This is a genomic window from Methanosarcina sp. A14 (assembly GCF_001729375.1).
Classification (GTDB): domain Archaea; phylum Halobacteriota; class Methanosarcinia; order Methanosarcinales; family Methanosarcinaceae; genus Methanosarcina; species Methanosarcina barkeri.
Map to the genome: position 1 here is coordinate 1 of NZ_LZPK01000009.1, position 12929 is coordinate 12929.

Here is a 12929-nt window from a genome sequence, read left to right on the forward strand (position 1 = left end):
TACACTCATTTCCGATGTAATTTTTTCTTCAGAAAAACTGCAAGCTATCTCTACGATATTATGCCATTAGCATGAATCCAAAAATGCCATGTTGTTATGTTATGAAACTAATTAGATATATAGTTTATGAAAGAAATTTAAAAAAATACAAATCCATTTGACTACAATTCTGCTACGGATCAATTTTTGAGTTACATCGGAAATGAGTATATGTATGAACCTATCCAAAAAGCCACTTTGTTATCAATCGTTGGGAATTTTCAGAATTTTTATGATCTTGGGCTTGATTGATTATTCGAAATACAAAGTTCAAGAAGCAAATTTCAAGTTTTGGGATGAACTCTATGATTAAAAAGCTAGATTGCAAACTGTCTCAATACTGTATCTAATTCTATAATTAAGATCGAATTTTCTGCTTCAAGGTAAAAAACACCTAAATTTAAAGTTAACATTGCCAATTGCATAATTGTAGAAATAGATCGAGTTTTGAGACAACTTGATTGAGTTACATCGGAAATGAGTGTGTATATATAATTAAAAGCTGTCCTGAGTTATTTTTGTCTATAACAATTTTTGAGTTACATCGGAAATGAGTGTGTATATATAATTAGAGGCTAACCTGAGTTATTTTTATTATAACAATTTTTGAGTTACATCGGAAATGAGTATGTATATTTTTGGTGACCCCTTTTGATATTGTTGATTGTTACTGTCTTTGTCAAGTGTACACTTCATTTGTCTTGAGGCCGTACATAATTGGATATTTGATTTTGCGTGTTTTTGTATTTCTGTAATAAAGTACACTTGTATATCAAGCATTTAATATACATGTATATAAGTATACTAATATCTTGAAATACTTGAATGTGTTTAATATAGTAGTAAGTAAAGATTTGTTCGGATCTTTTTAGAAGGTTTTTTTACACTTTAAGATATGAAGAGCCTTTAATTTATTTTTACAGATATTCTTGCGTATCTTCCTAATTATGTTTTTATATCTCTCTTAATTGAATACCTGTACATATTATATTTGGATACAAGTCTGCATGTATACTTATCTATAAGTATACTTATATCTATTTTATCTATTTTATCCAAAAAAGGTCTCATTTTTTTAATTTTTTATTACGCTTGTATGTTCTATACAGGTGACCCGTTATTTTACTCCAACTTTGAATTTGTTTTATTTTACATAATCATTTCACAATGACAAAATGAAATTGAAATTTACTCAATGTTTAACTTTTTGCGTCGCTTGATGTTGTATTATGTATTTGAAAAATCATTTCAGGATAAGACGTGAACTACCACGAAGCTAAAGACTTCGGGGTTTTACGCTTTGACCTATAAATAATTGAGTTTACTTTTCGTTTATGTATATATAAGTTAAAAAACGTATAATAAAACTTAAGTATGGGAAATCATTTCTATAATACGACTATTTTTTTGATTAGTGGGGTATCAAGATTATGGTTAAGCTAAAATATATAACATCTTGTTTGTTAAAAATGACTTATGGTTCTAGCCTACTAAATGCAGGTAGACATATGTCAATATCAATCAATGGAATTATAACTCATATTGTAACTTATTATTCTTATCTACTAAAAATATGTAAATATATAACAATAGCAGTCGATGGAATTATAACACCTCTAATCTTATTAATGACAAGATTAATGTTTATAGACACGTCGTTAAGGCCAGTGTGGAGGATTAGAGGACTTATATTATTTCCTTTTATAAAATGTGCTTCAGTTCCTTATATTGGGAAAAATGTCTACTTTATTGAATTATTAACTAGAAAATATATTTTCGGGAAAAACGTTCATATTTCAAATTTTTGTAAGTTAATTGGCCCCATAGAGATTGGAGATAACGTGTCAATGAGTAATAATGTTGAGATAAGGCATCATACTGTTATTGGTAATAATGTTGGCATAGGACCAAACACACTATTTATTACTGACACTCATGAATTAGGAAATGAAAAAAAAAGAGTCGGAAAACACGTAACTAAAAAAATAATTATTGGAGATGGATGTTGGATTGGAGCAAATGTTATAATTTTAGGTGGAGTGACGATTGGTGCAGGATCTGTCATAGCTGCAGGATCTGTTGTAGCCACAAATATAAAACCTAATTCATTTGTGGTAGGTGACCGAGCAAAAGAAATCAGGACTTTGAGGAGTATGAATAGCTTAAGAAGATCTCAATAACTCATATTCCCAAAATATTGATCTTGTCTACAGGCAATGGAGTGGTAAACTTCAACTAAATAAATTTTGTGAGAAGCGTGCATTTACATACAGAATGTCTCATTATTTTAAACAGTGACTACAGTACTTTCCTTAATATCTGTTTTCAAAATATTCTTGAAATACCATCGATAATTGTTTCATTACGAGCAGTCACTAGTGGTGTACCTCCTACAGGCCTGTCTCTTTTTATTGTCTTTTTACATCTGACGGAATTCTGCCTCCATGTTTCAGAACAGCTTTTATTATTGCATCGTAAGCACTCTTCTGGCAAGTTAGCTGGCTACACTGTGCACCACTCATCTTTTAGCGGCAGAGAGCGGTATGAAATTGATGTTATCTAAAGAAATTGAAGCTTTCTCTATCCTTTCCTGAATGAGGACGCTGAGGCTTTTATCTTCAGGAGTATCGTCTGCGAAAGCTGAAGGCAAAGCTGCTTTCATCAGATTTCCATGGGACTGCTACTTTCTGGCAAAAACTCAGCCACCTGTTGGTTATCTTAAGTGATAGTACTTGTTTTGTCCAGCAGTAGAATATTTACAAGTCTTTACATGGGTAAGTAATTAACTTTACAAATAAATTTATATACACCTCAGCCTAATATAAGGTAACACTTTTAAAATAGAAATAAAGATATTTTTGTATTAACAGCTGCTACCATTAAACATCGGAAATGACAGAACAACTCTATGACATTCTAAAGTGGTATTTGAAAATTAGGCTTTGTAGAGAAAACCTGTTAAAATGGGCTTTGAAGGCTGAAAACAGATAAGGAAAGGCATATCAGGTAGTTCAATTCAAAACAATGAAATATTATTTCATGTTTTTATGAAATTTCTCAAAGCTTCAAACAAAGTTCCAAAATCCCTGTAGAAACTTGGCAGGCTAGAGCATTGCACCCAGAGTATTGATAACCGGCTCTTATGGAACCGGAGGCACTATATGCTAAAAGACTTTGATACGGATCAGAATGACCAAAAAACTATTTTGGAACTAAGCAACTTCACTGTATTTTTCGGATTCAAATTACCAGTACAAATATATCGCTCTAACAGGTTCCAGTTATTATTTACATCGATATCTTTTATACTTGTATCTTATTCTCTTTTACTAATTGCAAGAAAACCAGCTATGGGCTATGAAGTTTCTATATATTCCTCCACGCCTTTAATTTTCTGGATATCTCTACTATTTAGTTTAATAAATGGTATGTTTCTTTTGTGGTCTTCCATTTCCACTAGGAGCAGCAAGCAATTTAATTTAGGGTTTTTTCAGATTATCTTTTGCAATGCTTTGTTAGTTTTGCTTCCCAAACTAAAGAACTATATGCTGATCATGGGCAGAGGCGATAATGCCGATTATGTAGGGTATGCAATGGACGTAAGTATTTATGGATATATTCCTGATTATAATTTTTATCCGTATACTTCAGTACTTATTTCTCAAATTGGCCAAGTTTTAAACACATCTGCTTTAGAAGTATCAAAGTATATTCCTTCTTTATTTGTTATCATTTATATGCTTTCTATTTATTGCTGGGCAAAATCATTTAAACAAGATCAGAATTTTATTATATACTCAATTATAGCTTCAATACCTCTATTTTTTGCTTGGTTTTTTTCAACAATATATTATATGCTTATTTCAACTTTAATTTTGCCGCTTTTCTTTTATACACTTAATAAAAACAGTGATTTCCGCTATAGAATCTTTGTTGTTATAATCTGCTTAGTACTTCCGTTTACTCATCCCATTGTATCGTTGATTTTTCTACTATATCTCGTATGTATATACCTTGAGGAAACATTGTCAGATAGGAACTCTCACAAAGTAACTTTACGTTTAATTATGATTTTTTTAATAACTTCGTCTATCTGGTATCTAACTCAGTACGCTTTGACAAAAAATGCTATTGTAATTTTTGAGCAAATAGAAAATACTCTTCTCCAAAGAGGTTCGGATACTACAACATTAAATGTAGCAACTGGGTATTTTGATAAGTTGGGTTATTTAACAGCAATAAGGTCATTCCTAATTATGACATTTGATGAATTGACGTACTATATCTTTTCGTTACTTTCAATTTTATTTATATTCAAAAATTCCGAAAAAGGCTTGAAATCGATTTCTTTGTGTTTTGTTTTTGGTAGCATTTTTTATATTTTTCTTTTTATGTCGTCTCAAGCTCATACTCCATACAGATTTATTAATTTAGATGTTAACATGATATTTACGCCATTGTTGTTAGGATACCTTATGGTTTCTTTGCGTAAACAATATAAGATAGTTCTAAATCTTCTCATAGTCCTGTCTGTAATTACTACAGTTGCCTCACTGTACCAATCTCCTATTATTACATATCCAAGCGATGAATTTACTGCTTATGACATTTCTGGAGGAAAGTGGTTGGTGGATTCTAAAAACGAGGATATACCTACAATTACCTTACTTAGTCCTTTACATCGTTATTCTTCTCTTATTTATGGTTCAAATTATTCTTCAATTCATATGTCCTCAGTTGGACCTTGGTCCAGTTTTCCAACAAATTTAAGTTCATTTGAAACCGGTGTCTTCCCAGCTAATATTACTCAGTATTTTTTGATAACAGAGTATGAAAAACAAGCTTATTCTACGGTATGGAAAGGTGTTGGACAGGTTAATGAAAGTGATCTAACTTCTGTTAATTTTTGTAAAAATGTATACCATATCTATGATAACCAAGAGTTTTCAATTTATCTTGCAAAGTCCTGCAAAGAAGGAGAATAATACAAATTATTAGTAAATGCTAAGTTTGAAAAATTTTTCATTTTTATATGCATCATATTTTTGATCGTATTACTGTTTTTTTCTGTTCTTTACTTTCGAAATGCATCTCTATATTCTTTAACTGTCTATAATTATTTATACAGTTAAAGAATATACATACAAGTTAAACAACATGCTATCAACGATTAATATGTACATCGTATAATAATAAATAAAGTAACTCAATGATGTCGATAATCTGGACAATAGGAATGAAAAACTATGGAAAATATATTTAAAGTTTTATTCGGGTTGCTGCTGCTCTCCATGTTGGCATTTCCAGGAGCAGCAGCACCCGTAACAAATGGCTTGGTGGCCTCGTATAATGGGAATATCACTGGCAATGTTCTACTGGATGAATCTGGAAATTACAATGACGGGTATCTTAAAAATGCCGTTCAAGGGACGCTGTTATCCACAGGCGCTGATTATGTTTCTTTTTCCGGTTCAAATAGCCAGGCAAATATTCTCAACAACGCAAGCACAAACATCACATCCGAAATCTCTGTAGAATTTATAGGCTCAATCAACGAGTTTTCCAGTTATGGGGCAATCGTTTCGAAGTATTCCGACGAAAACGGTACAGGGTGGTACCTGTCGTGCAGGAGTGACCCTTCTTTACAAAAAATAGTGTTTGGAATGTTCGACACAAACGGGGTTTTGCATCACTGTAGATCCGATATTTACTTGGAAGCTGGTCAAGTTTATGATATTGTGGTAACATACGACGGAAATATCGTACATGTCTACGTCAATGGGGTTGATTCGTCTGCTGACGAGAGTCCAGTATGGGCAGTTCCGATGTCCGGGAATAACTACAATACATCGATTGCTTATGCAGAAAATGGTCTGAATTATCTTAATTGTAGTATGTTGGCTTTCAGACTCTATGATCGTGCTCTGACATTATCTGAAGTACAACAGAATCATCAAAATGACAAATGGAAATATGTACCAGATATTTCTTCGGAGATCATCGACTTGAAGAAAAAAGCATATGGTGACGGCGGATTACCTCGATATATGGGATCACATGCTATGAGCCAGTCAGTGTCCGGAGTGAGTGTGGTCGATTCGAACCTGTCTTCACTTGGATCGGTATCAATGCCATATTATCAGGATAATGGAGGCGCAGAGACCGATTACAACCTGTTGAACTCCTCAATCTCAGGTGTAAAATGGAAGAACTATTATGCACCCGGTTCTTCAGCTTTGCTGTCATTTTTCGGGGACAATCGGACCAGGCTGGAGAACCTTAGTCTTTTAAATAATTCTCTTCATCTCTCAAATTCTGTGACTTACACTGAAGACACGCTGGTTACAAAAGAAGCAGTTCCGGTGATTGGTAACGCATTTCAATTTTATGGGGATGGGTTAAACACAATTTCAGAAAATGCTGTTCAAGGCTACACTGTTCAGGCCTATACTGATAATGGTGAGATTCAAAATGATTGTATTTTCAACTCGTCAGGTAACCCAATATATAACTACTATCAGAACCGGACAGCTGGAACTACCCGGAATAATTCAGTAGATCTTCTTCTTTCTTCTCCACAGCTGACACCAATGCCCTGTCCGAGTGGATACCTTGGCTCCCTAAGTTTTGCAATTCATGCTGATGCACAAGACCCTGATTCCTTGAAAACCATGATGTATGGAACCAACGATATCATTGAGCCTGAGGATAGTACGCAAGGGTACATAGGACACGAGCTAATGTGCACATGGTCGGCATTTGCAGCTTCTTCTGGCGGTGCTGGGGTTGGTTTTGATAATGTCTCATTCAAAGCAACACTTGATGACATGTATGCACATGGTTTTGAGATAGTACCTCACAACGTAATTGGTTGGGCGGGTGAAGGCAATCCAACTCGTGACACTACTGGATACTATTTACCCTGGTACGCCAGCAATTACACTTCAAGAAACTGGATTGACCATGGGTTAAATGGCGGAAATCGAAACACGGGTTTAAAGAGTTTGGGTCTGGACAAAGACTCCTCACAATATTACATAGGGGATTTACTGCGTGAGCATGAGGTTCAGTATGCCTGGGCATATCAGGATCAATATGGATCGCCAGAAAGAGGTCTTTCCACGAGTCGTATTCAGTCTCTTGGGCTTCCCTATGATATTGTCTGGACTAATACGAATTTTACCTGGGACGATGGCACACCTATGTATGAGTGGACCTCAACCTGGGCGCCAGATAAAACTGCTCTGAATTATTTCAACAATACTGCACTTCAAAATATGATTGACAGTTATGGAGTGTGTTTCTGGCATGATTACACGGCGTATAACGGTGAAGCCTTTGAAGACTACTATTATTATAAAGACAATCACACGATCAATGAAGCATACGATAATCTTTTGCTAAATATGTCTGAACAAAAGAAAGCTGGTAGGCTCTGGAACCCGACTGTAAGCCAGTATATTGACTACTGGCGAGCTGCATGTAACGTTGAATGTAAGTGTACTGGTCAGGACACATACACTTTGATCAACCACAATTCTGAAACTGTCTCTGGTTATGCCATGCGGGTAACAGGGTCCTACTCTGTGAAACTGGATGGCAACGATTTGGACACCAAAATGAATGGAAATGACACGGTGTTCTGGATGAACCTTTCACCAGGTACACATCTGCTGACAATAGTGAGGGCTTAAAAACGAGATAAATTCTTAAATAATTTATTTTTTTGCAGGTGTAAGTCTGTACAGAAGCAGGGTTTTGTGAAGTCTTTGGAATCTGGACAATTTTATGAGTCTAGAACTAACTGAAAAAAATGTTTATAACTTCCAAAAACTCCTTTCTTATTTTCAGAAAGTGTTATATAAGAAACGGACATAAATCCTATCTCACAGTTTATATATATAATAACTGTAATACATTCACCTAGTGACAACAAATTACAGTTATTTAGTAAGTTATTGGCTCTCATTACCAACTGCCACTTTACTTCTAGAAAGGGAATTTCCTCCTTCTTGTTAAGGAGGTCTTGAGATAGGGTAATAATGGACCCTTTACGTGTGTCAATGGCAGGAAAGTGGTAATTACCGAAATAAAAGGGAATGTCGATCTCATGGTAAATAATCGGTTCTTTTTGCTAATACTAATTGGAATTTTATTGCTCATTTCATGCGTTCAAGCAGCACCGACAACGTACGTGACAGCGGTTTCAGATGGTCTGGTTGTTTATTATAATGGTACTCTATCAGGGAATTCCCTGGTAGATCTCAGCGGAAACAGTAATACCGGCTATGCTACGAGTGTAACTCAGAAGGCCGACTTAAAGACTGGTACAAGTTACCTAAGTCTTAACGGTGTCAGTAGTAAGATAGACGTCTCTAATAATGCGCAGACTAACATTTCCAGTCCTATGTCTATTGAGTTTTATGGCTCAATTAATAGTTTCACGCAATATGGGGCACTTGTGAGCAAGCACAAAAACTGGGCAACTGACTGGTATTTGACCTGTTCTTCGACTTCTCCTTACAATCATGCTCGTTTTGCTGCAGCCACGAGTGGCGGGTGGAAAAGCTACGAATCAGATGCTGATCTTGTTGCCGGGCAGGTGTATCATATCGTGGCAACCTATGATAACAGCATTGCCCACGTTTATATCAATGGTGAAGATGCAGGCTCTAGTACCTGGAATTCTCCGGTAACAGGAGGTACTGAGAATATCACCATAGGCTCTGGCTATGGATTATCCAACTGTAACTGTAGTATGTACGTGTTTAGACTCTATAATCGGGTATTATCCCGGGCTGAGGTAGAGCAAAATTACAGGAATCTGACATATATTCCTCCTGATGACATAACAATGATTAAAAGACTGGTGTACGGCGATGGTGGGCTACCCAGATATATGGGGTCATATGCAATTCAGCAGTCGGATTATGGTTTAAATGTATTGAATAATGATTTGAGTATCAATAGCTCCATAGGAACCTCATTTTACCAGGATAACAACAGTGAATTGACGAATTGTTCCCTTGTAGAGTCTACAATTAATGGTATTTGCTGGAAAAATTGCTATGCTCCCGGGTCAAGTGCGGTTTTAACATACACAGGAGAGAACCGTATTGTTCAGGATGCCTGTTTCTTATCCAATGACTCTTTTAATCTCAACCATTCGGTTACGTATCTGGCTCAAACTCAGGTTACTAAAGATGGCGTGCCTGTAAATGGCAGCAGAGCATATGAATTCTATGGAGACGGCCTGAATACGGTTAATAGAAAGAACGTTATGCTGTACACAGACAATGCAGAGGAACAAACTAATTTACTGATTGTACCGAATACGTCTGGTGATAGTACAACAGGTGAAGAAATACGTTTAAACTACCAGACCAGAAATGCCAGCGTCACAAGGTCTAGTTTACTGGATCTTCCCCTTTCTTCACCTCAGTTAACTCCTATGCCTGTTCCATCTGGATATCTGGGTGCTTTAATTTTTGCAGAACATGCAGATTATACAGATCATGATTCACTGCGAACTGTTATGTATGGAACCAATAACACAGGCGATCCTACTTACGGAAAAAAGGGCTTTATCGGTCATAATCTGACAGCAACCTGGTCGGTGTTTGCGGTTTCATCATATGGTGGGGAGGGACTGGACAGTCCAGAATTGAAATCTATAGTTGATGATATGTATGCTCACGGTTTTGAGATAACACCACATAGCTTGGGAGCAAGTGGGGAAGACTATCCTGATCGTGCAATGGCAGAAACTTATCTACCCTGGTATGTTACAAATTATTCGTACCGGAATTGGATTGATCATGGTCTGGGTAACGGCAAAAGAAACATTGGATTGAAGAGCTGCGGATGGGATTCTACGAGCCCGCATTACATTATGGATTTGTTCCAGCAGAATAACGTGCCATATGCTTGGGCCTATATCGACGTCCCAATAGATGAAGACATCGGTACATCCAAGATTAACTCAGTTGGGTTGCCTGTTGATATCGTTTGGCAAAACACGAATCTGGCACTTAATAATAGTACCCCTCTTTATCAGTGGAAGTCAGGCTTTTCAGGAAAAGGATCAGCACTTACCTATTACACTGATGATACAATTGATGACATGCTTTCAACTTATGGGGTAAGTATATGGCATGATTACTGGCCTGACAATTCGTCACTTCCGGGTGAGGAATCATATAACTATTATTATGATAAAACCGGCCACACAATCAATACAACTTTTGACGGTTTGCTGAGTAATATTTCAGCCCAGAAGCAGGCTCGTAAGCTCTGGAATCCAACAGTATCTCAGTATATTGATTACTGGATTGCTGCGAGCAATGTAGAAGTGAGATGCACAGGAGCTAATACTTACACTGTTGTGAACCACAATCCTGGCACAGTAGAGGGCTTTTCTATGAGAGTCGAGGGAGCTTACTCTCCGAAACTTGATGGTGTGGCACTGAGTACAAAAACCAATGGAGTGGATACGATTTTCTGGATGGATCTGTCAACTGGTATGCATACTATTACACTGGAGGCCTGAAGATGAAGAAATTAATAATAATATTAGCACTGGTTGGTGCGCTTTCCCTTGTCTCAATTGCTTCGGCTCAATTTTCATCTCTGCAGACATGGGGTTCATTTGGAAATGATGCAGGGCAGTTTTATGGCATGAGTGGAATTGCTACTGATACTTCTGGCAATGTCTATGTAGCTGAGCTTGATAACCGAGTACAGAAATTCAGCGGAAACGGTGAATATCTTACAGAATTCAATATACCTGCTAGAGATATTGCAATTGATTCAGCTGGAAATATCTATGCGACTGTGAATGACTCAATCCAGAAATTCGATTCAGCCGGAACTCTCTTAAATACCTGGGGTAGCACTGGAACTGAAAATAGGTATTTTAATTTCCCTACTGGAATTGCATTAGATTCTTTAGGGAATATATATGTTTCAGATATGAAAAATAACAGAATTCAAAAACTAGATTCTTCAGGTAACTATTTAACGAGCTGGGGTACGCTGGGATCGGGCAATGGAAATCTGAAATCGCCAGCTGGAATCACTGTAAGTGGAAATTATGTATATGTTGCTGATATGGGCAATTATAGGGTACAGAAGTTTGGTTTAGATGGAACCTATGTCTCAAGTTTAGGCAGTAAAGGAACTGATAACACTCAATTTAATGGCAGTATAGCAGTTGCGAATAATCCCTCTGGAAATATTTATGTAGCTGACTACTACAACGACAGGGTAATTGAGTATGACAGTAACTTTGGTTATTTAGCTCAATATACTGGACTTAGCTACCCAACTGCATTGGTCTTAGCTAATGACAATTTATATGTTCTTGGTTCAGGGGACTATCAGGTGTATCAATATAACGATGATATACACGCAAACTTTACTGCTAATGTTACTAGCGGTTTTGCTCCTCTAACTGTCCAGTTTACAAATCTGTCCGAAAATGCAGATACGATAGCCTGGGACTTTGAAAACGATGGATCTATCGACTCTGGAGAAAGTAATCCAGTTCATGAGTTTACAACTCCTGGAAACTACACAGTTAATTTGACAGCAAGCAATGCAAACGGTACAGATTCGGCATTAGCTACAATCAATGTTTTTGAGAATGTAGTTTTCCCAGGTTACACTAACTCACCAACAGATTTGGATCATAATGGTCTCTGTGAGGATATCAATGGAAATGGAATAGTGGAGTTTGATGATGTAGTGGCATACTATGCTAACATGGATTGGATGAAAGAAAATGTTCCTGTTACTCTTTTTGATTATAACAATAACAATATCATTGATTTTGATGATGTTGTAAAACTTTATAATCTACTTTGAGCAGATAGGAACTATGAATAAGCTGTATAAAGTTTCAATCCTTCTAACCTTTTTTTTGGATTGAAGATATAGTGAGCATTGCAGTAAACATCATTTTGTTTGATCCTTAAACAGTTGAGATGAACATGGGCTCTTCCCAGGAAGTTTGGATTGTACTGGATGAGGTTTCTTATGGAATGGCAGATTTTAATATCAACCTACCTTCCGCATTTGTTGACTCTTCTCTGCGAGCATTTTAGTGAGAAGTTTTCAAGAACTTAAGACTCTGGCTTTTATTATTTAGTGGTAAGAATAGTATACATCATTGTTTATCTTTTTTAAAAGTGATTTCCTTATGAAATTAGCCTGGTCTGGTTAAAATACACATTTTTGTTTACTGGTACCGTGGTAACAATATGAAAAAATTTAAATAGTGTACATGTTTATTACTATTAATATTATTCCCCAAAAGTATCAAAATATTATAAATGTGTGGGGGACGAACATGAGAAAAATATCAATAAAAAAAACGATGGAACACAGTCTTGGGGTGTAAATATCTTTACTGCAAAATCTGCCGAACTTCTCAAAACCGTAAGTTCCTATATAACAGACTCAAGCTGCAACTACGATATTTATATTAATCCGGTGTTGGGTTCCACAAATCAAAACTATCAGGTTTTTTTCAAGAATGGATTAGCTTTAGTGGCAGGCTATTACACAATTTCCCTTGATTCTGATTAACGATTTGATTGATTTTGATGATGTCATACAACTTTATAATATAATTTATGGAGAAATATATATGAATAAGCTGTATAGTGTTTTAATCTTCCTAGTTTTTTTTGGACTAGGGATACCATGTGCATCGGCAGCAAATATCACGTCGTTTATTCCTCAAACGGTTGAGATGGACATGGGTCTTTCCCAGAATGTTGAGATTCTGAAGGATAAAGTTTCTGATGGAACGTTAGGTTTCAATGCCATGTTCTCTGTTTTAGATTCGGAAGTTGTTGAAATAAACACGGGATCAGTTCTTCCTGTAG

The 12929-nt window shown here is 36.1% G+C and carries 8 protein-coding genes; 7 read left to right on the plus strand and 1 reads right to left on the minus strand.

Annotated elements, in window-relative coordinates:
• Positions 1-1547 precede the first annotated feature (1547 nt).
• Positions 1548-2219 (plus strand): DapH/DapD/GlmU-related protein, encoded by a 672-nt coding sequence (locus tag A9239_RS00490; RefSeq protein ID WP_230668807.1) that lies wholly within the window; start codon positions 1548-1550, stop codon positions 2217-2219.
• A 338-nt stretch (positions 2220-2557) separates the two neighbouring features.
• On the opposite strand, the gene A9239_RS19215 is transcribed toward A9239_RS00490, so the two are convergent.
• A complete protein-coding gene (locus tag A9239_RS19215) occupies positions 2558-2701 on the minus strand; it encodes a hypothetical protein (RefSeq protein ID WP_155396433.1) in 144 nt (47 codons plus the stop codon).
• Positions 2702-3200: 499 nt separating this feature from the next.
• Between A9239_RS19215 and A9239_RS00495 the strand changes: the two genes are divergently transcribed.
• The 6 genes from A9239_RS00495 to A9239_RS00520 all read left to right on the plus strand — a co-directional run.
• Positions 3201-5024 (plus strand): hypothetical protein, encoded by a 1824-nt coding sequence (locus A9239_RS00495; RefSeq protein ID WP_048116265.1) that lies wholly within the window; start codon positions 3201-3203, stop codon positions 5022-5024.
• Positions 5025-5285: 261 nt separating this feature from the next.
• The gene (locus A9239_RS00500; RefSeq protein ID WP_048153981.1) at positions 5286-7733 is read left to right on the plus strand and encodes a LamG-like jellyroll fold domain-containing protein; all 2448 of its coding nucleotides are present in this window, start codon (positions 5286-5288) and stop codon (positions 7731-7733) included.
• A 380-nt stretch (positions 7734-8113) separates the two neighbouring features.
• Positions 8114-10588 carry a LamG-like jellyroll fold domain-containing protein gene (locus A9239_RS00505; RefSeq protein ID WP_054865119.1) on the plus strand — a complete coding sequence of 825 codons (2475 nt, stop codon included), beginning with the start codon at positions 8114-8116 and terminating at the stop codon, positions 10586-10588.
• Positions 10589-10590: 2 nt separating this feature from the next.
• Positions 10591-11904 (plus strand): PKD domain-containing protein, encoded by a 1314-nt coding sequence (locus tag A9239_RS00510; RefSeq protein ID WP_052712627.1) that lies wholly within the window; start codon positions 10591-10593, stop codon positions 11902-11904.
• A gap of 471 nt (positions 11905-12375) precedes the next feature.
• Entirely contained in the window at positions 12376-12627 is a 252-nt protein-coding gene (locus A9239_RS00515) for a lectin like domain-containing protein (RefSeq protein WP_048116259.1), read from the plus strand.
• Between the two features lie 61 nt (positions 12628-12688).
• Positions 12689-12929: hypothetical protein (locus tag A9239_RS00520; RefSeq protein ID WP_141706318.1), on the plus strand; the 241-nt coding region annotated here is incomplete at its 3' end.

Excerpts from the sequence above, each read along its gene's own strand:
- A9239_RS00490 (WP_230668807.1), top strand. The coding sequence starts at position 1,548 with ATGTCAATATCAATCAATGGAATTATAACTCATATTGTAACTTATTAT.
- A9239_RS00495 (WP_048116265.1), top strand. The coding sequence starts at position 3,201 with ATGCTAAAAGACTTTGATACGGATCAGAATGACCAAAAAACTATTTTG.
- A9239_RS19215 (WP_155396433.1), bottom strand. The coding sequence starts at position 2,701 with ATGAAAGCAGCTTTGCCTTCAGCTTTCGCAGACGATACTCCTGAAGAT.
- A9239_RS00510 (WP_052712627.1), top strand. The coding sequence starts at position 10,591 with ATGAAGAAATTAATAATAATATTAGCACTGGTTGGTGCGCTTTCCCTT.
- A9239_RS00500 (WP_048153981.1), top strand. The coding sequence starts at position 5,286 with ATGGAAAATATATTTAAAGTTTTATTCGGGTTGCTGCTGCTCTCCATG.